The organism is Mycobacterium sp. Panama NTM2 (genome assembly GCF_054355555.1).
Genome location: NZ_CM135953.1, coordinates 5,256,967 through 5,281,597, shown reverse-complemented (window position 1 = coordinate 5,281,597; position 24,631 = coordinate 5,256,967). Strand labels below are relative to the sequence as shown.

Annotated in this window: 21 protein-coding genes and 1 pseudogene; 13 read left to right on the top strand and 9 right to left on the bottom strand. The window is 69.6% G+C overall.

The genetic code is table 11. The features are described 5' to 3' along the window. Positions 1-7: 7 nt before the first annotated feature. On the bottom strand, positions 8-430 hold the full coding sequence (locus ACXYX3_RS25340; RefSeq protein ID WP_241204543.1) for a hypothetical protein: 423 nt from the start codon (positions 428-430) through the stop codon (positions 8-10). Positions 431-491: 61 nt separating this feature from the next. Between ACXYX3_RS25340 and ACXYX3_RS25335 the strand changes: the two genes are divergently transcribed. Continuing rightward, positions 492-1,136 (top strand): hypothetical protein, encoded by a 645-nt coding sequence (locus ACXYX3_RS25335; protein WP_241204544.1) that lies wholly within the window; start codon positions 492-494, stop codon positions 1,134-1,136. On the opposite strand, the gene ACXYX3_RS25330 is transcribed toward ACXYX3_RS25335, so the two are convergent. Beyond that, the gene (locus ACXYX3_RS25330; RefSeq protein WP_458609478.1) at positions 1,133-2,521 is read right to left on the bottom strand and encodes an aspartate aminotransferase family protein; all 1,389 of its coding nucleotides are present in this window, start codon (positions 2,519-2,521) and stop codon (positions 1,133-1,135) included. The two genes, ACXYX3_RS25335 and ACXYX3_RS25330, sit on opposite strands and share 4 nt — an antisense overlap. A 72-nt stretch (positions 2,522-2,593) precedes the next feature. Here ACXYX3_RS25330 and ACXYX3_RS25325 point away from each other — a divergent pair, with 72 nt between their 5' ends. Then, a complete protein-coding gene (locus tag ACXYX3_RS25325) occupies positions 2,594-4,081 on the top strand; it encodes an HNH endonuclease signature motif containing protein (protein WP_458609477.1) in 1,488 nt (495 codons plus the stop codon). Between the two features lie 7 nt (positions 4,082-4,088). Here ACXYX3_RS25325 and ACXYX3_RS25320 read toward each other — a convergent pair whose 3' ends face one another. Genes ACXYX3_RS25320 through ACXYX3_RS25310 form a run of 3 tightly spaced genes read right to left on the bottom strand, consistent with a single transcriptional unit; the run spans position 4,089 to position 8,149 of the window. After that, a complete protein-coding gene (locus tag ACXYX3_RS25320) occupies positions 4,089-5,513 on the bottom strand; it encodes a WS/DGAT/MGAT family O-acyltransferase (protein WP_458609476.1) in 1,425 nt (474 codons plus the stop codon). 22 nt (positions 5,514-5,535) lie between these two features. Next, positions 5,536-6,993, bottom strand: coding sequence for a protein adenylyltransferase SelO (locus ACXYX3_RS25315; protein WP_458609475.1), 1,458 nt, complete (start codon positions 6,991-6,993; stop codon positions 5,536-5,538). A gap of 10 nt (positions 6,994-7,003) precedes the next feature. After that, positions 7,004-8,149: a hypothetical protein gene (locus tag ACXYX3_RS25310; protein WP_458609474.1), complete on the bottom strand. Its 1,146-nt coding sequence runs from the start codon at positions 8,147-8,149 to the stop codon at positions 7,004-7,006. Between the two features lie 182 nt (positions 8,150-8,331). On the opposite strand from ACXYX3_RS25310, the gene ACXYX3_RS25305 reads away from it, so the two are divergent. Continuing rightward, positions 8,332-9,222 carry a mycobacterial-type methylenetetrahydrofolate reductase gene (locus tag ACXYX3_RS25305; RefSeq protein ID WP_458609473.1) on the top strand — a complete coding sequence of 297 codons (891 nt, stop codon included), beginning with the start codon at positions 8,332-8,334 and terminating at the stop codon, positions 9,220-9,222. A gap of 60 nt (positions 9,223-9,282) precedes the next feature. Here ACXYX3_RS25305 and ACXYX3_RS25300 read toward each other — a convergent pair whose 3' ends face one another. Continuing rightward, complete coding sequence (locus tag ACXYX3_RS25300) at positions 9,283-9,798, bottom strand: hypothetical protein (protein ID WP_458609472.1); 516 nt, start codon at positions 9,796-9,798, stop codon at positions 9,283-9,285. Positions 9,799-9,820: 22 nt separating this feature from the next. Next, positions 9,821-10,449: pseudogene (locus tag ACXYX3_RS25295) on the bottom strand (MspA family porin). A gap of 103 nt (positions 10,450-10,552) precedes the next feature. On the opposite strand from ACXYX3_RS25295, the gene ACXYX3_RS25290 reads away from it, so the two are divergent. Continuing rightward, the gene (locus ACXYX3_RS25290; protein ID WP_458609471.1) at positions 10,553-10,942 is read left to right on the top strand and encodes a VOC family protein; all 390 of its coding nucleotides are present in this window, start codon (positions 10,553-10,555) and stop codon (positions 10,940-10,942) included. A 1-nt stretch (position 10,943) separates the two neighbouring features. Next, positions 10,944-14,852, top strand: a complete 3,909-nt coding sequence (hrpA, locus tag ACXYX3_RS25285; protein ID WP_458609470.1) for an ATP-dependent RNA helicase HrpA — start codon at positions 10,944-10,946, stop codon at positions 14,850-14,852. Between the two features lie 6 nt (positions 14,853-14,858). On the opposite strand, the gene ACXYX3_RS25280 is transcribed toward hrpA, so the two are convergent. After that, entirely contained in the window at positions 14,859-16,496 is a 1,638-nt protein-coding gene (locus ACXYX3_RS25280; RefSeq protein ID WP_458609469.1) for a helix-turn-helix domain-containing protein, read from the bottom strand. A 99-nt stretch (positions 16,497-16,595) separates the two neighbouring features. Here ACXYX3_RS25280 and ACXYX3_RS25275 point away from each other — a divergent pair, with 99 nt between their 5' ends. The 7 genes from ACXYX3_RS25275 to ACXYX3_RS25245 are packed head-to-tail and all read left to right on the top strand — an operon-like array spanning position 16,596 to position 22,638. Continuing rightward, the gene (locus tag ACXYX3_RS25275) at positions 16,596-17,645 is read left to right on the top strand and encodes an ABC transporter substrate-binding protein (RefSeq protein ID WP_458609468.1); all 1,050 of its coding nucleotides are present in this window, start codon (positions 16,596-16,598) and stop codon (positions 17,643-17,645) included. After that, positions 17,642-18,478 carry an ABC transporter permease gene (locus ACXYX3_RS25270; RefSeq protein WP_458609467.1) on the top strand — a complete coding sequence of 279 codons (837 nt, stop codon included), beginning with the start codon at positions 17,642-17,644 and terminating at the stop codon, positions 18,476-18,478. Before ACXYX3_RS25275 ends, ACXYX3_RS25270 begins: the two co-directional genes overlap by 4 nt. After that, entirely contained in the window at positions 18,475-19,245 is a 771-nt protein-coding gene (locus ACXYX3_RS25265) for an ABC transporter permease (RefSeq protein WP_458609466.1), read from the top strand. The genes ACXYX3_RS25270 and ACXYX3_RS25265 overlap by 4 nt, the downstream gene beginning before the upstream one ends. Before the next feature lie 16 nt (positions 19,246-19,261). Next, positions 19,262-20,008, top strand: coding sequence for an ABC transporter ATP-binding protein (locus ACXYX3_RS25260; RefSeq protein WP_458609465.1), 747 nt, complete (start codon positions 19,262-19,264; stop codon positions 20,006-20,008). Continuing rightward, positions 20,005-20,988: an amidohydrolase family protein gene (locus ACXYX3_RS25255; RefSeq protein WP_458609464.1), complete on the top strand. Its 984-nt coding sequence runs from the start codon at positions 20,005-20,007 to the stop codon at positions 20,986-20,988. Before ACXYX3_RS25260 ends, ACXYX3_RS25255 begins: the two co-directional genes overlap by 4 nt. After that, entirely contained in the window at positions 20,981-22,189 is a 1,209-nt protein-coding gene (locus tag ACXYX3_RS25250) for an FAD binding domain-containing protein (protein WP_458609463.1), read from the top strand. The genes ACXYX3_RS25255 and ACXYX3_RS25250 overlap by 8 nt, the downstream gene beginning before the upstream one ends. Before the next feature lie 14 nt (positions 22,190-22,203). After that, the gene (locus tag ACXYX3_RS25245; protein WP_458609462.1) at positions 22,204-22,638 is read left to right on the top strand and encodes a cupin domain-containing protein; all 435 of its coding nucleotides are present in this window, start codon (positions 22,204-22,206) and stop codon (positions 22,636-22,638) included. Here ACXYX3_RS25245 and ACXYX3_RS25240 read toward each other — a convergent pair. Next, entirely contained in the window at positions 22,635-23,795 is a 1,161-nt protein-coding gene (locus ACXYX3_RS25240; RefSeq protein ID WP_458609461.1) for a zinc-binding dehydrogenase, read from the bottom strand. The genes ACXYX3_RS25245 and ACXYX3_RS25240 overlap by 4 nt on opposite strands. 30 nt (positions 23,796-23,825) lie before the next feature. On the opposite strand from ACXYX3_RS25240, the gene ACXYX3_RS25235 reads away from it, so the two are divergent. Then, the gene (locus ACXYX3_RS25235) at positions 23,826-24,617 is read left to right on the top strand and encodes a glutaminyl-peptide cyclotransferase (protein WP_458609460.1); all 792 of its coding nucleotides are present in this window, start codon (positions 23,826-23,828) and stop codon (positions 24,615-24,617) included. The last annotated feature ends 14 nt before the right edge of the window (positions 24,618-24,631 follow it).

Genomic DNA, 24,631 nt, shown 5'->3' with positions numbered 1-24,631 from the left:
TCAGTGTTTACGAAACTGGGATGGAGGCGCAGCCGACGCCGGGGATGCAGCCCGAGACGCCACCGGGTCCGGCCGAACCGCCGACACCGCCGGGGTTGGTCGAGCCGCTGGCGCCACCGGGGCCTGCCGCACCGGACGGGCCGCCGGGGATCGACCCGCTGGCACCCTCAGGTCCGGCCGCTCCGGCGACGCCGCCGGGGTTGGTGGAACCGCTCGCGCCACCGGGGCCTGCCGTGCCCGCGGGGCCGCCGGGAATGCCACCCGTGGCGCCGCCGGGACCCGCGGTGCCCACCGAGGCGCAGGGAGTGCCGTCGGGATTGAAGCAGGGCGGCGGAGCCGGCTGAGCGAAAGTCAGGGGCGCCGTTGCGATTGCAGTCGCCGCCGCGCCCGCGAAGATCAAGGAACCTAGATTCAGTGTCTTGTGTCGCATGGCTAAGTAGTTGCCCGATTGCTGCAGAATCGAAACCAGCCGATGGTGGCATCCTGGCGGGATGGGTCTGATCTTTCGGCTGGCCGAGCTGCTGGTGGTGCTCTTGCCGGTGGTCGGCGTCGCGTACGCGACCTACCGCGGCATCGCCGCGACGCGCCGTCAACGCGACCCGGAGCTGCCTCCGGCGCCTCCTGCGCGGTCCGCCACCGCAGCCCAGCGTCGCACCGTGCTGCGGACGGTGGAACAGCATGACCGCACCGACACCCGGTGGCTGGAATACGAACTGGACGCCGCGAAGGTGCTCGACTACCCGTTGATGACCGACCTGCGCGATCCCCTCACCGAACGGTTCCACCGAGCCAAGCTGCGCGCTGATTTTCTCCGGCCCGCCGACATCGGCGATCTACTGGAGGATCGCGAAGCGCTGCGCAGCTATGTCGATGCGGTCGGTGAGTACGCGACGGCGTTCGACATCGCCGAAGCCGAAGCGCGGCGGCGCAAACGAGCCGCCTTCAGCACGGATGAGCAGGACCGCCTGACGCGCGCACAACGACTACTCCGGGTCGCTGCCGACACCGCCGCCACCCCGCAGGAGCGCGAGCGCGCCTACCGGCTGGCGCAGCGCGAACTCGACGGACTGCTCGTGCTGCCGGAGCGTGCCCGCCACGAGTTGGAACGCGGGATCAGTGGTGAGCTAGGCGATTAGCCGACAGCAGCATCGGCGACGTCGAGCGCCCGGTCGAGGATCGCCACACCTTCGCGTGCGAGGTCCTCGGTGATGATGCAGGGCGGCACGACGTGGATCCGGTTGTAGTTGGCGAACGGCAGCATGCCGAGCTTCTTGCATTCGCCGATGACGGAATTCATTGCCGTGCTGGAGCTTCCGTAGGGCGCCAACGGCTCGCGGGTGTCTTGATCGGCGACGAGTTCGACGGCCCAGAACACACCGGTGCCTCGGACTTCGCCGACACTGCGATGCCGCGCCGCGACGTCGCGCAGGGCAGGCCCGAGGACCTCGGTGCCGATACGCGCGGCGTTGTCGACGATGCCCTCGTCAGCCATCGCGGTGATGGTCGCGACGGCGGCGGCGGTCGCCAGCGGATGACCGGAGTAGGTGAGCCCGCCGGGGTAGGCGCGGTGGGCGAACGTCTCGGCGATGTGTGGGGAGATCGCCACCCCGCCGAGGGGCACGTAGCCGGAGTTGACGCCTTTGGCGAAGGTCAGCAGATCGGGCACGACGTCGAAATGGTCGATGGCGAACCACTTTCCGCTGCGGCCGAAGCCCGACATCACCTCGTCGGCGATGTAGACGATGCCGTATTCGTCGCACAGGGCGCGGATGCCGGCGAGGTAGCCGGGCGGGGGCACCATGATGCCGGCGGTGCCGGGGATGGACTCCAGGATGATCGCGGCGATCGTCGACGGACCCTCCATGCGGATGATGTCGCGAAGGTGCGCCAGCGCGCGCTCGGATTCCTCTTCCTCCGAGGTGGCGTGGAACTGCGAGCGGTACAGGAAGGGACCGAAGAAGTGCACGATGCCGGCGTTGCCGTGGTCGTTGGGCCAGCGGCGCGGGTCGCCGGTCAGGTTGATCGCGGTCTCGGTACCGCCGTGGTAGGAGCGATAACGGGAGAGCACCTTGTAGCGACCGGTGTGCAGGCGGGCCATGCGTACCGCGTGCTCGACGGCGTCGGCGCCGCCATTGGTGAAGAAGATCTTGTTCAGCTCGCCCGGGGTGCGCTCGGCGACCAGGCGGGCGGCTTCGGAGCGGGCGGCATTCGCGTGCTGCGGCGCGACCGTACACAGCTTCGCGGCCTGTTCGGCGATCGCCGCGACCACCTTGGGGTGCTGATGACCGATGTTGGTGTTGACCAGCATCGAGGAGAAGTCGAGGAGCCGGTGGCCGTCGCCGTCCCACACGTGGCAGCCCTCCGACGCGGTGATCGTCATCGGCGCGATCTCGGCCTGTGCCGACCACGAGTGGAACACGTGGGCACGGTCGAGCTCGTAGGCGCGGACGGCCTCGGCGCGGGCTTCGTCGGCGGTCAGGCCGTTGGGCAACGTCGATTCATGCAAGGTCGGATTGGCCACGGGTAAACCGTAGTCGGTGTTCCTGGCCGCCTGCTATGGCCACGGGAGGCAAGAGAATTTGTCGGGGGTCGAATGTACGTTCGAAGTATGTCGGAGGCGCGGGAGGCGGTGGCGGGGCTACGGGCTGCCGTCGATGCCGTGCTCGCCGCCGATCTCGATCTGTCGACCGCCCCGGAGATCACCGAGCTGCTCGACGAGCTCGAATCCGCCGGCTGCCGCCTGCCTGCGGCCCGGCACCGCGCCCTGGCGCGGCTGCAGGAGGAGACGTCTGCGGTGCAGATGGGGGCGAAGAACTGGCGCGACGTCCTCGCGACCCGCTACCGGATCAGCGGGTCGGAGGCGCATCGGCGCCTGACTGAGGCCTCCTTGCTCGCCCCGCGGCGGTCGATGACGGGGACACCGCTGCCGCCGGTGCTCGCGGAGACCGCCTCTGCGCAGGCGCAGGGGCGCATCACGCCCGAGCACGTCGAGATCATCCGGAAAGCCGTGGACAAGCTGCCCGGCTTCTGCGACCTGACCACGCGGGAGCAGTTCGAAGCCGATGTAGTGCGCATCGCCACCGGCGCCGGCCCGAAAGAGACGCGCGACGCTGCGGATTTGGAGTTGTTCCTGCTTGATCAGGACGGCCCCGAACCCGACGACACCGAACGCACCCGGAAACGGGCTCTGAGCAAGTCGCGGCAGGGTCGGGACGGGATGACCGCGTGGCGGGCTGATCTGACCCCGGAGGCGGCGGCGGTGTGGGAGGCGATCTTCGCCAAGTACGCCGCCCCGGGCATGTGTAACCCCGACGACCCCGAGCCGTGCACGTCGGGGACTCCGACGCAGGCGCAGATCGACGGTGATCATCGCAGCCTGGCCCAACGCCAGCACGACGCACTGGTCGCGGTCGGACGCATCGCCCTGATGAGCGGTGAGCTGGGTCAGTTGAACGGGTTACCGGTGACCGTCATTGTGCGGACCACCCTGCAGGACCTGGAATCGCGCGCCGGAATCGGGACGACGGGTGGCGGCACCCGGCTGCCCATCAAGGACGTGATCCGCATGGGCGCCCACGCCTCCCACTATCTGGCGGTGTTCGACCGGGCGACCGGTTCCGCCCTGGACCTGTTCCGCACCCGCAGGGTGGCGTCAGCGGCGCAGCGGATCATGCTGATCGCCCGCGACGGAGGCTGCACCAAACCCGGCTGCCCCGTCGGGGCCTACGGCTGCCAGGTCCACCACGTCACCACCGACTGGGCTGATGGTGGGCTCACCAACATCGACGACCTCGGCCTGGCCTGCCCACCCGACAACCGCAGCGTCGGACCCGGCGGTTGGACCACGTCGATGAACACCCGCCACGACGTCGAATGGACCCCACCGCCGAACCTCGACACCGGCCAAATCCGCATCAACACCCACCACACCCCCGAACGACTCCTCCGCCCGCCCGACGACGAGGAGACCGACACTGACGGGACAAAACCGGTCAGCGAGGCCGACGCCTGCCCACCATCCCCGAGCGGCGATCCATCAGAACCCGGCGGACCCGCACCACCCGATAACGAAGCGGCGTGAGTGCCGACTAGCCCTCGGAGGCCGCCTCGAGCTCGGCCAGCGCCTCGCCGCTGTAGACGGCGAGGCGCTGCAGATGGGGCAGCCGGTCGCGGCAGCCCACGAACCCGATGTTCAGGGTGTCGGCGTAGCTCTGCAGCGTGATGTTCAGCGCCATGCCGTGGATCGGGATGGACACCGGATACGTCGCCTCCAGCCGAGAGCCGTTGAACCACAACGGTTCCCGCGGACCCGGCACATTCGAGACGCAGAGGTTGAACGTGTAGGGCCACGGCGCCTTCACGCCGGTCAGGGCGCCGGCGATCTGGGTGCCCGCGGGCGCCAGCAGAGCGGCGCTGTAGGCGATGATCGCCGCCGGCGACATGTTCTGCAGCTGCGCCTTGGCCGCTCCCGTCGCAGCGGTGATGGTGCTCAGCCGTTCCACCGGATCGGCGATGTCGGTGCCCATCGGCGCGAGGATCGCACCGACGGCATTGCCGCCGCCCTCATCGCCCTTGGGTCGGACGTTGACCGGCAGGAAGGCGATCAGCGACCGGTCCGGCAGTTCGTCGATCTCCGAGAGGAACTTGCGCAGACCGCCGCCGAGGATCGCCAACGCCACGTCGTTGATCGTCGCGCCGTGCTGGGAGCTCAGCTTCTTGAGGCGGTCGAAGTCGTACTGCTGCGTCGCGAACCGTCGATTGCGGCTGATGCGCGCATTGAGAATGCTGTGCGGCGCCGACGCCGAACCGGCGATCTGGGCGTACTCCCCGTCACGGCGGATCTGCGTGTTCACCACCGCGGTCGCGAGGTCGACCGCCGAGCTCACGCCGCCGGTGACCGTCGAGCCGATGCCGCCCAGCGCGCGCAGCGTCGCGGAGATCGGGTTCACCGTCTCGGTGCTGGGAAGCGGCCGTTCACGGGCGGGCAGCGGCACGTTGAAGAACATCCGGGTGTCCCGCGACTCCGGGTCGGTGGACAGGCTGCGGGCGAGCATCCGCATCGCGCTGTAGCCGTCGACCAAGGCGTGGTGGATCTTCATGTACAGCGCGAACCGGCCGCCTTCGAGGCCCTCGATCACGTGCAGCTCCCACGGCGGCCGGGTCAGGTCGAGGTGGTTGCTGTGCAGCCGCGAGACCAGGACGCCGAGCTCGCGTTCGTCACCGGGGCTCGCCAATGCCGAGCGGCGCACGTGGTAGTCGAAGTCGAAATCGGTGTCCTCGACCCAGCTGTGCAACGGGCTGAACTGCAACCGCGGGTGGGCGAGCTTGAGGTTCCACGGCCGCATCACCTCCTGGCGGCGCGCCTCGGCGATCATCTCGCGCAGGTAGCCGACCGTCGCGTCGGGCGGCGGCGTGAACGGCAGCAGGCCGGCCACGTGCATCTTCGAACTCGGTGTTTCCCCGTAGATGAACAGCAGGTCCTGCAGACCGAGCCTCTTGCTGGTGGCGCTCACGCCGCCACGGTACGCGGTGTTCTCAGGTCCCACAGAATGTTCGGAACGAGGCGGAGAACTCCTGATGGCCGGGCTCTGCGTAGCGCTGCAGATCCGGACGCGGCTGGAACGGTGAGCGCACCGCGGCGAGCAACGATTCCACCGGGCCCAGCTCGCCGACGGTGGCGGCGGCCAGGGCTTCCTCCACCAGATGGTTGCGGGGGATGTAAACGGGATTCACCGCGTCCATGGCCGCCGGATCGGGATCCAGCGCGCGCCAGCGGGCCAGCCAGACGTCGAACCCGGCGAGATCGACGAACTCACCGCGCACCGGCTCGGCGTTCCCGCGGGCCGCCTCGGCCAGCCGCCGGTAGAACGACGTGTGGTCCACGCCGCTGTTCTGCATCTGAACGAGCAGCTCTTCGCTGAGCGCATCGGCTGCATCAGCAGGTGCGCCGGCGAGCCCCAACTTGGCCCGCATGCCCCGATTCCACCGCGCCAGGTAACGGTCGCGGAACCGCCCCAGCGACTCCTCGGCCTGGCCCACGGCCGTGTCGATGTCCGCGTGGAGCAGCGGCAGCAGTGCCTCGGCGAAGCGCGCCAGGTTCCACAGCGCGATGCCCGGCTGGTTGCCGTAGGCGTAGCGGCCCCCGTGGTCGATCGAGCTGAACACCGTCTGCGGATCGAAGGCTTCCATGAACGCGCACGGCCCGTAGTCGATGGTCTCGCCCGAGATCGTCATGTTGTCGGTGTTCATCACGCCGTGCACGAAGCCGACGAGCATCCACTGTGCCACCAGGTCGGCCTGCACATCGATGACCGCCTCGAGCAGGGCTCGGTAGGGAACCTCCGCGTCCGCGCAGGCGGGGTGATGACGCGCGATCGCGTAGTCCGCCAGCCGGCGCAGCACACCGATGTCCTTGGTCTGGCGGGCGATCAGCGACGCGTACTCGAAGCTGCCGACACGTAGATGGCTGGCCGCGACCCGGGCGAGGACGGCCCCGGGCAGCTCGGTCTCGCGGTACACCGGCCGTCCGGTCGCCACCACCGACAGCGAACGGGTGGTCGGGATGCCGAGCGCATGCATGGCTTCGCTGATCACGAATTCCCGCATCATCGGTCCGATCGCCGCCAGGCCGTCGCCGCCGCGCGCGAACGGGGTGCGCCCCGACCCTTTCAGATGCAGGTCGCGCACCTGTCCGTCGGCGTCGACGAGTTCGCCGAGCAGCAGCGCCCGCCCGTCGCCGAGCCGTGGGACGAAGCCGCCGAACTGATGACCCGCGTAGGCCTGCGCCACCGGCGTCGCGTCGGCAGGGACCGCGGTACCGGCGAGCAGCCGCACCCCCTCGGGCCCGCGCAACCATTCCGGGTCCACACCCAGCTCGGCGGCCAGCGCCTCGTTGAGCACCAGCAGCGTCGGGTGGGGCGCGTTCTCGGCCTGCCATCGCACCGCGAGTTCGGGCAGGTCGCGAACGAACGTGTCCTGCAGCGCGATACTCATCCTTCCCAGCCTACGGAGACGGCTCGACCAGCGCGATGGCGTCGACGTCGTCCTCGACGGGGATCCTGCGGGAACTCTCCTCGACGACCAGCGCACCGGCCGGATCGCCGTACCCGTCGCTGTGCGGCAGTACCAGCGCCCGCTGCCCCGGAGCCAGCTCGGTGGTCTGCAATGCCGACGTCGGCGGGGTGACCTGCGCGATGTGATCCCCCGTCAACTGCCACACCACCGGCGACGCGGCCTGCGACTGGCCGCAGCGCCACGTCGTCAGGCTCAGCTTCGGCGGACCCTCGCGGGGCCACCACAGCTTGGTGATCCGGAATCCCGCCGCCGGGTCGGTGGCGGCGACGTCGAACGTCTGCTGGTTGCCGTCGGCGTCGGACTGCACCACCGCCGCCGTTCCGCAGGCATCGCCGGTCGCCCGGTAGACCGCGTAGGCCAGCGACCCGCCGTCGGGGGAGAGCCGAGCGACCGAGACCGGGCTGTTCGCGTCGACTTGTCCCAGCGACGTCGGGGGGCCGGAGCCGCGTACCGCATAGAGGGTGTCCGGGCCGCCGAACGGAGACGGCGTGCCTTCGACGCGGGCCAGCACCGCGGTCCCGGCGCGCGCGACGATCAGTCGGGGGTCGCCCGCCGGGACGGGGGGGAGGTCGACGGTCTGCAGCAGCCGCGGTGTCGCGTCGGATGCGGACAGGTCGAGACTCATGAGCCGGTTCGGCTGCTCCCACCACACGATCGTGCTGCCGCCCGCGGTACCCAGCGTCGGGCCCACCGGAACCTGGCGGATACCGCCCCGCCGGTTCTGCACGTCGATGACGGCGACGTGGTTGTCCACGGTGCGGGCGAAGACGAATCGGCCGTCCTCGGTGGTGATCAGATCGTTGTTGGGCGTGAAGGCGCCGGCCACCGTGGCGATCTTGGTGGTGCCGTCGACGAGGCCGATCTCGTCGGCGGCACGGTAGGCCAGCATCGGGCCGGTGGGTGCGGTCGGGGTCGTCGACGGATCGAACGGCGAGGTGACTTGCGGCGCAGCAGGGTCGGTGCTGGTCGATGACGTCGGCCCGGGCGGTGACTGCAGGCCGCTGCACGCCGCGACCAGAACGGTCAACAGCGCGAACAGCGCGGCGGTGAGGGCGGGACGGAACGAATTTCTCATAGGGGATCGCTCTCCATGTAAGCCGAAGAAAGGGCGACCGGGGCCGCGGGGTGGGTGCGCGGCGCGCCCCACACCGCCCCGCTCGGTATGGTGATTGCTCGCCGGCGACGGGGGAATCGTGGGCTGACGAGCAACGTCGGCCGGACAGCCGGACTCGAGAACCTCAGATGTGGAGCAACGCTGTGAGTCTGAACACCATCGCTTTGGAGCTGGTGCCGCCGAACGTCGACCGCGGTCGCGAGCAGGCTCTCTCCGACGCCGAGAAGGTGCTGCGCTGCTCGGCCGAGGCGGGCGTCGGCGGTCGGGTACGGCACGTGATGATCCCCGGCATGATCGAGGAGGACGACGACCGTCCCCTCGAGATGAAGCCCAAACTGGACGTCCTCGAGTTCTGGTCGATGATCAAGCCCGAACTGCCCGATGTGCGGGGGCTGTGCACTCAGGTCACCGCGTTCATGGACGAGCCGACACTGCGCGGCCGGTTGACCGAGCTCAGTGACAGCGGATTCGACGGCATCGCCTTCGTCGGGGTGCCGCGCACGCTGAGCGACGGCGAGGGCTCCGGGGTGGCCCCCACGGACGCGTTGACGATGTTCGACGAGGTCGTCGACAACCGCGGGGTCATCCTCATCCCCACCCGCGACGGCGAGCAGGGCAGGTTCACGTTCAAGTGCGACCGCGGCGCCACCTACGGCATGACGCAGCTGCTGTACTCCGACACGATCGTCGGCTTCCTCACCGAGTTCGCCGCGACGAGCGAGCACCGGCCCGAGATCCTGCTGTCGTTCGGGTTCGTGCCGGCGGTGGAGACCAAGGTCGGCCTGATCAACTGGCTGATCCAGGACCCCGGTAACGCCGCCGTCGCGGCAGAGCAGGAATTCGTCAAGCAGCTGGCCGGGGCGGAGCCGGTGCAGCGGCGCAAGCTGATGGTCGACCTGTACAAGCGCGTGGTCGACGGCGTGGGCGAGCTCGGTTTCCCGCTCAGCATTCACTTCGAGGCCACCTACGGCATCAACACCCCGGCGTTCGAGACGTTCGCCGAAATGCTCGCCCACTGGGCGCCCGACGCCTGACCGTCACCGCAGTCCTGCTCGGACGCTGCGTGTGCACTCGTCCTTCGATCGTCGTCCGGCCTAGGGCAACGGTCGGCCGTAGATCGGCTCGTGTGGGTTGCCGGGCTCTTCGATGACCGGCAGCGGGTAGACGGGAAGGTCGTCCGGCAGCGGTGACTCGGGCTGCGGGATGGTCGACGGCGGGGTGCCGGTCGGGCTTTCCGCAGCCGGCGGCGTCGCGACGCCGGCTCCGGCGGCCACGCCGGGGGTCGGGGTGCCCGGCGGTTCCAGACCGGCGGAGATGCCGTAACGGGTGTTGGAGGTCACCAGCGGTCCTTCGTCCTGGGGTGCGTTGCCCCGGGCGCTGCCGGGCAGCCCCTCCGACTGCGACGGCGTGTCCACGGTCGCGGCGATACGGACCCCGCGTGAGTCGGTCAGCGGCGGCGGTTCGACGGCGATGACGTTGTAGGGGTAGTCGAAGCTGCCCGGTTCGACGTCCGGCGCCAGCGGTACCCACGGCGGCGGGTCGGGTAACTCCGGCTGGGCGGCCGCCGTCGGAGCGGCGAGGAGCGCCACCGCCGCCAGCAGTGAGCTCATCGTCCGACGCATCATCGCTGTCTCAGATCTTGATCGGGTCGCCGTAGACCGCGAATGCGTGTGCGCGACGTCGGTCGATACTCGCAGGTACGCATACGACCGCACGGTCACGTCGCCGCCGCACGCATCGGCCTTGATGTGGATGTTGTCGATGTCGATCATTGCCCTGCCGTCCTGGCTGAGCGTCATGTTCGACAGCGGGAGGTCGACGATCACACCCGGCTGCAGCACCGTCTGCACGAAGCCCGCGACGCCGCCCGTGCCGCCGACGGACACCCCGGAGTCACCGCCGATGCCGACGGCCCCCTGGGGTGCGACGCCGGCCGTGCCGCCGTACTGCAGCCCCGCGGACACATCGGACTGGCAGCCGAGCTGATAACCCAGGATGAAGATGCTGTCGGTGATGGGGCTCGACCCGCCGACGGCCGTGGCGGTCGCCGACGCCGTGACGAAGCCCTCGCGGGAGTCATTGGCATTGGCCAGATTCGGCACCGAGTTGACCACCTCGTTGTCGATCCGGATGTTGAGGTGCCAGCCGTCGCGCGACACTTTGTCGTAGGTCTGCGGCCGCATCGCCACCGGTTCGGCCTGGGCGGAGGTGAACGTCCCCGCCGTGCAGAACAACGCTGTCGTGCAGAACATCACCGTCATCGCAGCAGCGAGCACCCCCGCACCCCAACGCACGCGTGTAGCTAAGCAGACGAACGGGCGCCGCGCGCGCTCGCACCGGTCGCCGCATGCCAGAGTGGAGGTCATGATCCCTGCGCAGACCCCCGTCGGCACGCTGGGCTCGACGTCGATCGACTGCCCGAACCCAGGTGAGCTGGCCGATTTCTACTCGGCCCTGCTCGGCATGCGACGGCTGGTGGAGACGCCCGACGGCGGCGTCGTGGCGATCACCGACGGAAAGGCCATCCTGGCGTTGATGCGTGTCGACGGTTACGTCCCACCGACGTGGCCGGACCTAAAGGTGCCGGCCCAGATGCATCTCGATGTGTCGGTGACCGATGTCGAGGCCGCGGTGGCAGCCGCCCAGCGACTCGGCGCACGCCAGGCCGAGGTGCAGCCTCAGCCGACCCTGTGGCGGGTGATGCTGGACCCGGCCGGTCATCCGTTCTGCCTGACCGCGGTGACCGCCGGCTGAGATGCCCGAGTCAAAACCTGAGCAGGTGCGCGCCCTGCGCGCCCGGCTCGACGGCCTGACGCTGCGGGACGCGTCGCGGTTGGGTCGCAAACTGCGCCAGCTCAGATCTCCCGAACCCAACCAGCTGGACCGGCTGACCCAGCAGATCGCGACCGCCGAGGCGCTGGTCGCCACCCGCATGGCTGCGGTTCCGACGATCAGCTACCCGGATCTGCCGGTCAGCGAGCGCCGCGATGACATCGCCGCTGCGATCGCGGCGAACCAGGTGGTGATCGTGGCCGGCGAAACGGGGTCGGGCAAGACTACGCAGCTGCCGAAGATCTGCCTCGAGCTCGGTCGCGGGATCCGCGGCACCATCGGGCACACGCAACCGCGCCGGCTGGCCGCGCGCACGGTGGCGCAGCGGATCGCCGACGAGCTCGGCACCCCGCTGGGTGAGGCGGTCGGCTACACCGTGCGCTTCACCGACCAGGCCAGTGACCGCACGCTGGTGAAGCTGATGACCGACGGCATCCTGCTGGCCGACATCCAGCGTGACCGCCGCTTGCTGCGCTACGACACCCTGATCATCGACGAAGCGCACGAGCGCAGCCTCAATATCGACTTCCTGCTCGGGTATCTGCGTCAGCTGCTGCCCCGTCGGCCCGACCTGAAGGTGATCGTCACATCGGCGACCATCGAGCCGGAGCGTTTCGCCCAACACTTCGCCACGGACGGCCTACCCGCCCCGATCCTCGAGGTCAGCGGACGCACGTACCCCGTCGAAATCCGTTATCGCCCACTGGAAGTCCCCGTGGTGATCGACGATGAGGATCCCGACGATCCCGACCACGAGGTGGTGCGCACCGAGGTGCGCGATCCGACCGAGGCGATCGTCGACGCCGTCGCCGAGCTTGCGAGCGAGCCCCCGGGCGACGTCCTGGTGTTCCTGTCCGGCGAACGCGAGATCCGCGACACCGCAGAGGCGTTGCGCGCTGACCTCGGCGAGCGGGCCGAGATCCTGCCGCTCTACGCCCGCCTGCCGACCGCCGAGCAGCAGAAGGTGTTCACCCCGAGCCGGGCCCGCCGGCGAGTGGTGCTGGCCACCAACGTCGCCGAGACATCGCTGACGGTGCCCGGCATCCGTTACGTCGTCGACCCCGGAACCGCACGGATCTCGCGGTACAGCCGGCGGACCAAGGTGCAGCGGTTGCCGATCGAACCGATCTCCCAGGCGTCGGCCGCGCAGCGGGCCGGCCGATCGGGGCGTACCGCTCCGGGTGTGTGTATCCGCCTGTACTCGGAGCAGGACTTCGAATCCCGGCCCCGCTACACCGATCCGGAGATATTGCGCACCAACCTCGCCGCGGTGATCCTGCAGATGGCCGCACTCGGGTTCGGCGACATCGAGGGGTTCGGCTTCCTGGACCCGCCCGACGCGCGCAGTATCCGTGACGGCATCGCGCTGCTGACCGAACTCGGCGCCTTCACCGACGGTGAGCTCACTCCTCTCGGCCGCCGGCTGGCGCAGATCCCGGTGGATCCGCGCCTGGGCCGGATGATCCTGCAGGCCGATGCGGAGGGCTGTGTGCGAGAGATGCTGGTGCTCGCCGCAGCGCTGTCCATCCCGGACCCGCGGGAGCGGCCCAGCGATCGGGAGGAGGCGGCCCGGCAGAAACACGCGCGCTTCGCCGACGAACACTCCGATTTCGTGTCGTTCCTGAACCTATGGCGCTACCTCGGCGAGCAGCGAAAGGAGCGTTCCGGCAGCTCTTTCCGGCGGATGTGCCGCGATGAGTTCCTGCACTACCTACGGATTCGGGAGTGGCAGGACCTGGTCGGGCAGCTGCGGGGCATCTGCCGCGATCTGGGCATCACCGAATCCGACGAGCCGGCCGACGTGGCGCAGGTGCACGCGGCACTGACTGCGGGCCTGCTGTCGCACATCGGGATGCGCGAGGGCGACGCCCGGGACTATCTGGGCGCGCGAAACGCCAGGTTCGTGCTGGCACCCGGCTCGGTGCTGACCCGCCGCCCACCGCGGTGGGTCGTGGTGGCCGACCTGGTAGAGACCAGCCGGCTCTACGGGCGTATCGCGGCCCGCATCGATCCCGAGGCCGTCGAGCGGGTGGCGGCACACCTGGTCGTCCGCACGTACAGCGAGCCGCATTGGGATGCCGAGCGCGGCGCGGTGATGGCATACGAGAAGGTGACGCTCTACGGGCTGCCGCTGGTGGCGCGCCGGCGGGTGAACTACGCGCAGATCGATCCGCAGGTGGCCCGCGAACTGTTCATCCGCCACGCCCTCGTCGACCAGGAGTGGCGCACCAAACACCACTTCTTCGCCGACAATGCCCGGCTCAGAACAGAACTCGCCGATCTCGAGGAGCGCGCCCGCCGTCGTGACCTGCTGGTCGGTCACGAGGAGATCTACGCGTTCTACGACGCCAGGATCCCCGCCGACGTGGTGTCGGCACGGCATTTCGACGGGTGGTGGCGCAAACAGCGGCACCGTACCCCCGAGCTGCTGACGCTGACGCGAGACGACCTGCTGCGCAACGAGTCCGGTGCCGATCAGCCCGACGCCTGGCAGGCCGACGACGTCGCGCTGCCCCTGTCCTACCGGTACGATCCCGGTGCCACAGACGACGGTGTCACGGTCCACGTGCCCGTCGACGTCCTCGCCCGGTTGGGTGGTGACGAGTTCGCCTGGCAGGTACCGGCCCTGCGCGAGGAACTGCTGACCGCGCTGATCAAGTCGCTGCCCAAGGACCTTCGTCGCAATTTCGTGCCCGCGCCCGACACCGCCCGCGCGCTGCTGTCGTCGATCACGCCCGATGACGGCCCGCTGCTCGACGCGGTCCAGCGCGAATTGCGGCGCCGCACCGGTGTTCTCGTTCCGATCGACGCATTCGACCTGGACAAGATCCCGGCGCATCTGAGGGTGACGTTCGCAGTGGAGACCGCCGACGGCACGGTGGTGGCTCGCGGAAAGGATCTCACCGAACTGCAGCACACGCTGGCCGCGCCGGCCCGGGATGCGGTGGCGGCCGCGGCCGGTGACCTGGAGCGCACGGGCCTACGGACATGGCCCGACACTGACGAGCTGCCGCGCGTGGTGGAACGACCGGGGCGTTCCGGCAACACGGTGCGCGGCTACCCCGCGCTCGTCGACGAGGGAGCGTCGGTGGCGGTGCGGGTGTTCGCAAGCGCCGCCGAGCAGGCCGTCGCGGCGCCTGCCGGTACCCGGCGCCTGCTGCGGCTGACAGGGCCATCGGTGGCCAAGCAGGTCGAGAAGGCTCTCGACATGCGAACCCGGCTGTCCTTGGGGACCAACCCGGACGGCTCACTGGCGGCGTTGATCGAGGACTGCGCCGACGCCGCGATGCAGCTGCTGGTACCCGAACCCCTATGGACAAGAACAGAATTCGAGCAGGCCCGCAGCCGCGTGACCCGGGAGCTGGTGCCCACCACCCTCGACGTGGCGCGCCGGGCGGAGAAGGTGGTCACCGCCCTGCACGAAGTGTCGCTCGCGCTGCCCGACACGCCGTCGGCGGCGCAGGCCGATGCGATCGCCGACATCCGTGCCCAGCTCGCGCGGCTGGTGCCCGCCGGCTTCGTGGCAGCGGCGGGGGCGCCGCGGCTGGCCGACCTCACCCGATATCTGACCGCGATCAGCCGCAGGCTCGAGCGGCTACCGCAGGCGCCGGTCGCCGACCGCGAACGGATGGCCCGGGTGGATGCGATGCAGGACGCCTACGACGAGGTGGTCGCGGCGCTGTCCCCGACCCGGGCGGCCGCGGCCGACGTGCGCGACATCGCCTGGATGATCGAGGAATTGCGGGTCAGCCTGTGGGCGCAGCAACTCGGTACGCCCCGCCCGGTGAGCGAGCAGCGGATCCACCGCGCGCTGGACGCGATCACGGCCTGACACTGCTCACCCCAGCGCGGCGATTCGGGCGACCGTCAACGCCGACGTCAGCTGCAGCAGGTCGGCAGGACGCGACATCGCCAACCCTGTCAGTTCTTCCAGGCGGCGCATCCGCTGGGCCACCGTGTTGGGATGCAGGTGCAGCCGTGCGCCGGCGGCGCGCCGGTCGAGCCCGGCGTCGATGACCACTCGGGCGGTCTCGAGCAGCGCCGTCGAGCGAGTGCGGTCGTACTCGATGGCGGAGCCCAGCACGGAGGTCGCGAATTCGGTCAGGCGCGCCGAGTCTCCCAGCTCGAGCAGCAGCTGATCGACCGTCAGTTGGGTCAGGTCGATCACGGCCGGGCCCCCTGCGCCGGCGGCCAGGTCCAGGGCGCCACGGACGGCGCGGAATGCGGCGGGCAATCCCGCGGCGTCGACTGTTCTCGACACAGCGGCGATCACCCCCGGGACGGCGACGGTGTCGAGCAGCCGGCGCGTTGTCTCCATGGCATTTCCGTGGGGCCAGAGCAGGATCACGTCGCCGCGGTGCACGGCGGACAGCGGGCGCTGCGTCGTGTGCCGGAAGAAGCGGTCGGCCGCGGCCAGCAGGGTCTCACTGTCGTTGCAGCGCAACGCGATCAGTGTCTGTGTGCCGGCGAGATCCCAGCCCAACCGCCGGGCCCGGTCGATGATCGCGGGCAGCCCGCCGGGATCGGTGCCGAGTACGTCGGCCACCAGTGAACCCCGCAGGCGCTGTTCGACTTCAGCCGCTGTGCGCGCACGTAGCAGCTCGAGTGCGGTGACGACCGCGGCCTGTTCGACCGCGCGAACGTCCACGGCAGACAACGGCTCGTCCGTCGCAGCGACGTGGATGTGCGCCACCGGGGCGCCGTCGAGGATCACGTCGGTGACGGTCGTGGGCTCGGTGTCCATGGCCGAGCCGGCGGCGGCCAGCTGTTCGCCATAGACGTCGTCGATCAGCACCGGCCGCCCCAGCAGTCCGGCCAGTGCCTCGGCGACACCGGTGACCCCCTCACCACGGAGGGCCGTCGCGGTCAGCAAAGAGTGCACCTCCGCGGCGCGCCGCAATTCGGCGATCGTCGCCTGCTCGGCGGCGCGCAGTTGGGCGGTGCCGAGCGCGACGGCGACCTGGGTGGCCAGCGTGCTGACCAGGCCGATCTCCGCTCGATCGAACCGGTGCGGGCCGGCGCGGTATCCGTTGAGTGCCCCGACCACGGCACCCGAGCGGCGCAGCGGCACCGAGATCAGTGCCCGATAGCCCTGCTCGTGCGCCACCCCACTCCAGGTGAAGTGCGGTTTGCGATCGATGTCGTCGACCGTCACCACCTCGCCCGTCCGAAACGCGATGCTGGTCGGTGCCTCGGACTCGTCACGCACGTCGAGCAGGATCGGTCGGTCGGCGTTGACCTGGGCGACGTAGTCCGGCGACAGTCCGTGCGAGCCGACGATCGTCAGGGCAGTGCGATCGGCGGTCGGCAGGAACACCGCGCAGAAGTCGTACCCGAGCAGCGTGCAGGCGGTCTCGGCCACTCTGTCCAGGACGGCCTCCACCGGGGTGTTCCCGCCGACGGCTTCCCCGATGTCCGCCAGGGCGGCCAGCCAGACCTCCAGCTGACTCTCTCCGCTGTATGTGTCAACTGACATGAGAATCAGCGTAAGTATGTCTGTCAAGACATTGCCTCTGCCGGCGCCGACCTCCACAGTGAGAGTCGTGACCGCGGTCACAGACCAAGGAGGTAGCCGGTGACACTTTCGATTCGGACCTGGGCGCGCGCGGTGCTCGCCCTGGTCGTCAGCGCGGTCTTGCTGGCCGCCACCGGCTGCGCGGCCGGGTTGGGCGGGCCGGCATCGTCACGCACCGCCCGTGACGGCGTCATCCGCTTCACCTTCGCCCCCGACCCGATCTGGGACTACATGAACGAGACCGGCGTGGTGGCGCAGTGGGAGCGCGACACCGGCTACCGCATCGAGACCAGCGCGACGTGGGACGAGTTCGGCCTCTTCGCCGGCGGTCATGCCGACATCATCTCCACCGCGTCGTTCGAGGTGCCGGGCCTCGAAGAGCAGACCCGGCGCGAGACCGTCATCATCGGCCGCTACAACGCCGAACGCAGCCGCATCCTGGTGCGCGCCGACGATCCCGCGCAGACGCTGGCCGACCTTAAAGGCAAGCGGCTAGGAGTGTTCACCACGGTGTCGGGCACGCTGGTGTGGAGCGCCCTGGTCAAGCAGATGCATAACGCCCAGCTGGTCGACGGGGACTACCAGGTCATCGTCGCCGACATCCAGAACCTGTCGAACCTGTTGGCCCGCGGCGAGATCGATGCCTGCATCTGCTATCCGGACCTGTCGGCCCGCGAGCTGCGAGACGGCTCGGTGCGCCCGCTCTACGACGGGAAGTCATCGGCCGATCTGTTCGCCGAACTGAACGCGCCGGGCCACGACGGCCCGATGGGCAACGTCTTCGTCGGCCGGAAAGACTGGGTGGACGCCCACCCGGGTGAGGTGTCGGCCTTCCTCGACCTGTGGGACCGCGGCCTGGCCGAATGGCAGGCCCACCGCGACGAGATGATCGAACGCTACCCCCAGCACTTCGCCGTCAGCACGCCCGAAGACATCGCGTGGATGAAGGCCTATGTCGCCGAACATGACTGGGTGGTCGACGAGGTGCGCTTCGACCCGAAGTGGGCCGCCGACGAGAGCTCCGTCTTCGACCTGATGCGCGCCACCGGCGTCATCGGCGATGACGTCACCGATCCGAAGTTCCTGCCGACCGAAGGAGTTCAGCCGTGACCTCGACCGTCGCCCCGCCGGATTCGCCGTCCGTACCGGCGTCCGCCACCCGGCGCCCCCGCCGGCGGCGTCCCGGCCTGACCGCGAACCTGCGGTGGCTGGCCTCGGGCGCCGCACTGGTCCTCGCGGTCGCGATCTGGGCGGCCGTCGCCGCGTGGATCGACGACCCGATCGTCCCCCGGCCCGCCGGGGTTGCCGAGCAGGTGGGCGCGATCGTCGTCTCAGGCGAGGCGCTGTCCAACTTCACGGTCAGCATCGCCAAGATCGCCGCCGGGTTCGTGATCGCGATGGCCGGTGGCCTGGTCATCGGATTCCTGATGGGCCGCAGCCGATTCATGACGGCGTACTTCTCGCTGCCGCTGTTCGTTCTCGGCAACATGCCGGGGCTGACGTACGCGGTGTTCGGACTGCTCATCTTCGGTGTCGGCGCAGGCGGTCCGATCGTGGTCTCTGCGCTGGTGGCACTGCCGTTCATCGCGATCAACGTCGCCGAGGGAGTTCGCTCGGTGGACGGCAAGCTGCTGTCGATGTGCCAGGCCTTCGGCCGCAGCCGCACCGACGTGTTGCGCCACCTCTACCTCCCTGCAGTGACGACGTTCGTCTTCGCCGGCGTCCGATACGGGTTCGCGATGGCCTGGAAGGTGGAGGCGCTGACCGAGGTGTTCGGCGCCGGCAGCGGCGTCGGCTTCATGATCCGCAAGGCCTACCAAGAGTTCCGCGTCGACGACATGCTCGCCTGGACAACCCTTTTCATCGTCGCGATGGTGCTGATCGAGCGCGGGCTGGCCGCGCTGGAAAATCGCTTCTTCGCCTGGCGCAAGGAGATCGCATGACCACCATGACCCGCCGGATCTCGAGCGGATCACTCTCGGCCACAGCGGTTCTGGCCGCCGTGGCGAGCATCCTGGCCGCCTGGCAGCTGGCCGTCGTCCTCGGCAACCGCGTGCCATCACTACCAGACGCGGTGACCCGGCTGGGTTCTGAAGCCGCCGCCGGCGAACTCTGGGGCAACCTGGCGATCAGCATGAACCGATTCGTGCTCGGGCTCGCGGCCGCGCTGGTGGTGGGCGCCGCGCTGGGCGTGCTGATGGGACTGTCCCGGGTGGCGGATCTGGCCTTCTCCGATCTGACCGCCGCCGGACTCGCCATCCCCGCGGTGATCTGGGCGCTGCTGACCACGATGTGGTTCGGTTTCGGCTGGCTCACCCCGGTGATGACGGTGTTCCTGTCCGGGCTGCCCTTCGTCGTGGTCAACATCGCCAAGGCCACCCGGGCCGTGCCCGCGGAGTTGGTGTTGATGGCACGGGCGTTCGGGGTGTCACGGGCGAAGGTGCTGCGCCAGATCGTCGCACCGGCGGTGGCCGGGTCCACCGTGGCCGCCGTGCGCTTCGCGATCATGAGCGCCTGGAACGGGCTGTTGCTGGCCGAATGGTTCGGTTCCACCTCGGGCGTCGGCTGGCGCGCCCGCTACTGGTACGACGCCAATCAACTCGACGGTTTCCTCGCCTGGGTGCTGGTGTTCATCGCCCTGCTGGTGGTCGCCGATCTGCTGATCCTGGGTCCCATCGAGCGCCGCACCACCCGCTGGCGCACCGTCTAGAAAGCGAGAAAAGTTCATGGCTGCAATCGAAATCCGGAAGCTGGTCAAAGAATTCACCGACCGCCGCGGAGCGGTCACCCGGGTCATCGACGAGGTCGACCTGACGATCTCGGGCGAGACCTTCGTCTCGGTGGTCGGCCCGTCGGGCAGCGGAAAGACCACGCTGCTCAACATCGTCTCCGGCATCGAGTCGCACACATCCGGCACGGTGTCGCTGCGAGCCGGCTCGCGCGACGCCCGGGTCGGCTATGTGTTCCAGGACCCGCGGCTGCTGCCGTGGCGCACCGTGATGGCCAACCTCGGCTTCGTCCAGCACGAGCGCGACGGGTGGCAGGACCGCGCCCGGCACTACCTCGACCTGGTCGGCCTGAGCCACTGCGCCGACCGGTTCCCCGCGCAGCTCTCCGGTGGTCAACAGCAGCGCATCGGCATCGCCCGCGCGTTCGCCGTAGAGCCCGACATCCTGCTGATGGACGAGCCGTTCAGCCACCTCGACGCGATGACCTCGCGCACCCTGCGCGAGCATCTGGAACGGATCTGGCTGGAGTCGCGCCGCACGGTCATGTTCGTCACCCACGACGTCACCGAGGCGGTGCAGCTCTCCGACCGCATCGTCGTGCTCGCCCCCGGCGGTCGGGTGCACGAGATCATCGACGTGGACCTGCCGCGGCCGCGCCGCGCCTCCGATCCGGCGGTGGCCCTGCTGCAGGCCGAGGTGCTGGCCCGCTTCGAAGCACTCGAGGCGATGGGTGCTGCGGCATGACCGTGCGCTCGGGACCGATCGATGTCCACGCACACTGGTTGCCGCAGCACCTGTTCGGGCTCGCTCCGGGTTCCCCGCTGCCCCCGCTGCGCGACCACTACGGCGAACTGCACCTGGGCGAGCTGCCGTTGTCCATCGAGACCGAGGCGATGAGCGACGTGTCCCGGGTGCTGGCGGACACCGACGCCGCCGGCCTGGGCGCTCGCGTGCTGTCCGCCCCGCCGTTCGCGTTCCCGGTCGCCGATGCTGACGCTGACGAGTTCGTCGGTACCTACAACGACGACCTCGCCAAGGTCTGCCGGGACAGCGATGGGCGGCTGGTGGGTCTCGGGCTGGTGTCACTGCACGATCCGGAGGCGGCCACCAAGCAGATGACGGCGCTGGCCGGCGTCGACGGGATGTGCGGGATCGCCATGCCGCCGTTGCTGGGCACGGCATCGTTCGATGTCGACCCCATGCGGGAGATCGTAGGCGCCGCAGGGGATCTCGGTCTGGCGGTACTCGTGCACCCGATGCAACTCCCCCGGCCGGAATGGTCGTCGCACTATTTGGCGAACCTGATCGGCAACCCCGTCGAATCCGCCACGGCAGCAGCCGCACTCACCCTCGGCGGCGTCCTCGACGAGTTCCCGACCTTGCGGATCTGCCTGGTGCACGGTGGGGGCTGCGCAACCGCCCTGGTGGGTCGCTGGGCGCACGGCTGGCAGCAGCGCGCCGACGTGCGCGGTGCCGGCACCCGGCCACCCCGGGAGATGTTCTCGCAGTTGTGGTTCGACACGCTCACCCATGACGTGCCGGCACTGCAGTTGCTGCGCGCGCACGCCGACCCTGCCCGCCTGATGTGCGGCAGCGACTATCCGTTCGACATGGGCACCCCCACCCCTCTCGACCTCCCGCATGCGGCGGGCATCGACGACGCCGCACTGGAGGCCAACGCCCGAGCGTTCCTCGGGCTCGACACAGGAGAACACCATGAGTGACGTGAGTTGGAGTGGTCACCGGGCGCTGGTGATCGGCGGATCGATCGGAGGATTGACAGCCGCGCTGCTGCTGCGCCGCCTCGGCTTCGACGTCGACGTGTACGAGCGCACGCCGACCGATCTCGACGGCCGCGGCGGCGGCATCGTCCTGCAGCCCGACACACTGCGCTGGTTCGCCGAATGCAGCACCCAGCACCCGGAGACAGTGAGCACCAGAACACATTTCGTGCAGTACCTGGGACCGGACAACACCGTCGTCCATCGTGAGGACGCGCCGTGGAGCTACACGTCATGGGGCACCTTCTACCGGGCCCTGCTCACCGACTTCACCGATGCGGCGGGCACGGGCCACTATCACCTCGGCGAGTACGCCGCCGGCTTCGACCAGGACGCCGACGCCGTGACGGTGCGGTTCGCCTCGGGCAGAATCGAATCCGCCGAAATCGTCGTGTTCGCCGACGGCATCGGGTCACCGAGCCGGCGACGCATCGCGCCCGACGCGCGCATGGAGTACTCCGGGTACGTCGGCTGGCGCGGCACGGTGCCCGAGCGAGAGGTGTCAGCCGAGACGTTCGAGCTGCTGCATGACTCGATCAGCTACAGCGTCGCGCCGCACACGCACATCAACGTCTATCCGATTCCCGCGCCCGGCGGCGGTTTGGCCGTGGGGGAGCGGCTGCTCAACTACGTCTGGTACCGCAACGTCCCCGAGGGGCATCAGCTCGACGAGCTGATGACCGACAAGCGGGGCTTCGTCGCCGGGGTGTCGCTGCATCCCGGTCAGGTGCAGGACCGGTTCGTCGACGAGATGCGTTCGGCCGCAACCGAACTGCTCGCCCCCGCCGCCGCCGAGGTGGTGCTGCGTACCGAGCAGCCCTACCTGCAGGCCGTCTATGACGTCGGCGTTTCCCAGATGACACTGGGCAGAGTGGCGCTCGTCGGCGACGCGGCCAGCGCAGCCCGGCCGCACGCCGCGGCGGGTACCGCCAAGGCCGCCGCGAACGCGTGGGCTCTGTATGACGCACTCTCCGACAGCGCCGACATCGCCGAGGCGCTGGCCAAATGGGAGCCCGGCCAGCTCGAGCTGGGGCAGCGGCTGCTGCGCCGCGTCAAGGAGATGGGCACCCGCTCGCAGGTGGACTGCACCTGGGTGCCCGGCGACCCCGACAACCGATTCGGCCTGTACGGCCCGGGCCACTGACTCAAGGAGAGACCATGACCAGTACCCGCGAGTTCCTCACCGAAGCCCCGCTGGCGGGGACGTTGGTGGGTACCGACTTCGACGGCTGGAGCGACGACCTGCGCGCCGAGTTCGCCGAGCACGCGCACGACGGGCATGTCGGCTCCCGGCTGCTCAGCGAGAACGACCGCGTCCGGGTCTGGGAGATCCGGCTCGCACCGGGCGAACGCTGGCATGCGCACCGCCACGTGCTCGACTACTTCTGGACCGCGGTCAACGCCGGAACCAGCAGGCAGCACACTGCCGACGGCACCACCCGCGAGGTGTCCTATGCCGCCGGCGAGACCCGCCACTTCCGTTTTGCCGCAGGGGAATTCCTGCTGCACGACATCGAGAACGTCGGCGACACCGAGCTGGTGTTCACCACCGTCGAACACCTCGACTCGGAGAACGCGGCGCTGCCCCTCTAGGGGGTGACGGCAGCACTCGCCGGATCGATGAGGATCTTGGCGTGCGTCTCGGGATCGCCGAGGGCGTCGAACGCCGCGGCGACCCCGTCGAGGCCCACCGTGCCGGTCACCAGCGCCGAGGCGTCGAGCTTGCCGTCGGCGAGCATGTGCAAGGTGTCGCGGAACTCCAGCGGCGTGTAGCCGAACACGAACCGGACGTCGACTTCCTTGCCGATCGCCATGGCCGGCCGGATCTTGTCGTCGCCCATGCACACGCCGACCACGACGATACGCGACGCCAGCGGGGCGGCGCCGATGACGCCGTCGATCATCCCGGGCACTCCGACGCACTCGAAGATCACCGGCGGCTTGGGCGCCGTCCCGCCCAGGCGGTCGGCCAACCGGTAGACGTGCGACCAACCGGGCACCTTGCGCAGTTTCTCCATCGAGCCCATGCCGAACTCGTACAGCGCCGGGAGTTCGGTCATCCCGCGCTGTTTGGCGGGCACCGCCTCATAGGGCGAGTCCGCGGCCGGGTCGACGACGACGTCGGCGCCGCAGCGGGCGGCCAGTGCCCGCCGGCCGGGGGAGAAGTCGCTGGCGACGATCGTGCGGACGCCGAGTGTCTTGAGGTGACAGATCACCGCGAGGCCCACGGGCCCGCAGCCCAGCACGATCGCGACGTCCTTCGTGGCGATCTCGCTGCGCCGCACCGCGTGATGCGCCACCGCCATCGGTTCGGTCAGCGCCGCGGTCGCCGGGTCCAGCCCGTTGGGCACCGCGAACGTCATCGCGGCTTCGGCCAGCACCTGCTCGGCGTAGGCGCCCGGCGCCAGCGGCGAGAGACCCGTCAGGTGCACTCCGCCGTGGGCGCGCAGCAGCGGGAACGACACCACCGTGGTGCCGGGGGCGAACTCCTTGCCCACCTTGCGGCCGCGCTCGGCGACCACGCCGCAGAATTCGTGGCCCATCACGACCGGGGTGTCGCTGCGCATGAAGTCGGTGTAGCCGCCCTCGGCCATCACCTCGGTGAGTTCGTCGGCGTGGTTCCTGGCGTGTAGATCGGATCCGCAGATGCCGCAGCGCAGCACCTGGAGGACCAGCTGGCCCTCGGCGGGGACGGGATCGGGCGCCTCGACCACGTCGAGGGAACCGTGCGCACAGGAGACCGCTTTCATCGGCCCATCGTCGCACGGTAGAACAACGGTATGACCAGACGGCAGAAGTGGGCGGGTATCGCACTGGCGGTGCTGGCCGTCGTCACCGTCGTGCCGGGCGCGCACGCCGAGCCTCAGCCGCCACCGGGGACCGCCGCCGTGCCGATCGTCGAGCCCGTCGTGCTGGGCGAGATGCCGCACGACCCGATGGCGTTCACCGAGGGCTTCGAGATCGACGGCGGCGTGCTGTACGAGGGCACCGGCGAGGTCGGCACCTCCCAGCTGCGCGAGCTCGACCCCGACACCGGCGCTGTCCGCAAGGCCGTCGACATGCCCGGCCGCTATTTCGGCGAGGGCGTCACCGTCGTCGGTGACAAGATCTGGCAGCTCACCTACACCGACGGCGTGGCCGTCGAATGGGATCGCGCCACGCTGACCCCGATCCGGGAAGTCCCGCTCACACCGCAGGGCTGGGGGCTCTGCCGCGACGGCGACCGGTTGATCCGCAGTGACGGCACCGCCCGGCTGCGCTTCCAGACCACTGCCGATCTGACCGAGACGGGCGGGGTCGACGTCACCAAGGACGGGAGGCCGGTCACCGGCCTGAACGAACTGGAGTGCGTCGGCGACCGGGTGTGGGCGAACGTGTGGCCCACCGACCAGATCGTGCGGATCGATCCGGCCACCGGCGTGGTGGATCTCGCGGTCGACGCGAGCGGGTTGCGTGCGCGCGGCATCCCGCCGACGGCGCAGGTCCTCAACGGTATCGCGCATGTCGCCGGTGACGAGTTCCTGCTGACCGGCAAGTACTGGCCGACCACCTTCCGGGTCAGGCTGGGGTGACGCCGGTGACCGAG

Excerpts from the sequence above, each read along its gene's own strand:
- ACXYX3_RS25340 (WP_241204543.1), bottom strand. The coding sequence starts at position 430 with ATGCGACACAAGACACTGAATCTAGGTTCCTTGATCTTCGCGGGCGCG.
- ACXYX3_RS25335 (WP_241204544.1), top strand. The coding sequence starts at position 492 with ATGGGTCTGATCTTTCGGCTGGCCGAGCTGCTGGTGGTGCTCTTGCCG.
- ACXYX3_RS25325 (WP_458609477.1), top strand. The coding sequence starts at position 2,594 with ATGTACGTTCGAAGTATGTCGGAGGCGCGGGAGGCGGTGGCGGGGCTA.
- ACXYX3_RS25315 (WP_458609475.1), bottom strand. The coding sequence starts at position 6,993 with ATGAGTATCGCGCTGCAGGACACGTTCGTTCGCGACCTGCCCGAACTC.
- ACXYX3_RS25310 (WP_458609474.1), bottom strand. The coding sequence starts at position 8,149 with ATGAGAAATTCGTTCCGTCCCGCCCTCACCGCCGCGCTGTTCGCGCTG.
- ACXYX3_RS25300 (WP_458609472.1), bottom strand. The coding sequence starts at position 9,798 with ATGAGCTCACTGCTGGCGGCGGTGGCGCTCCTCGCCGCTCCGACGGCG.
- ACXYX3_RS25290 (WP_458609471.1), top strand. The coding sequence starts at position 10,553 with ATGATCCCTGCGCAGACCCCCGTCGGCACGCTGGGCTCGACGTCGATC.
- hrpA (WP_458609470.1), top strand. The coding sequence starts at position 10,944 with ATGCCCGAGTCAAAACCTGAGCAGGTGCGCGCCCTGCGCGCCCGGCTC.
- ACXYX3_RS25280 (WP_458609469.1), bottom strand. The coding sequence starts at position 16,496 with ATGTCAGTTGACACATACAGCGGAGAGAGTCAGCTGGAGGTCTGGCTG.
- ACXYX3_RS25265 (WP_458609466.1), top strand. The coding sequence starts at position 18,475 with ATGACCACCATGACCCGCCGGATCTCGAGCGGATCACTCTCGGCCACA.
- ACXYX3_RS25260 (WP_458609465.1), top strand. The coding sequence starts at position 19,262 with ATGGCTGCAATCGAAATCCGGAAGCTGGTCAAAGAATTCACCGACCGC.
- ACXYX3_RS25255 (WP_458609464.1), top strand. The coding sequence starts at position 20,005 with ATGACCGTGCGCTCGGGACCGATCGATGTCCACGCACACTGGTTGCCG.
- ACXYX3_RS25250 (WP_458609463.1), top strand. The coding sequence starts at position 20,981 with ATGAGTGACGTGAGTTGGAGTGGTCACCGGGCGCTGGTGATCGGCGGA.
- ACXYX3_RS25245 (WP_458609462.1), top strand. The coding sequence starts at position 22,204 with ATGACCAGTACCCGCGAGTTCCTCACCGAAGCCCCGCTGGCGGGGACG.
- ACXYX3_RS25240 (WP_458609461.1), bottom strand. The coding sequence starts at position 23,795 with ATGAAAGCGGTCTCCTGTGCGCACGGTTCCCTCGACGTGGTCGAGGCG.
- ACXYX3_RS25235 (WP_458609460.1), top strand. The coding sequence starts at position 23,826 with ATGACCAGACGGCAGAAGTGGGCGGGTATCGCACTGGCGGTGCTGGCC.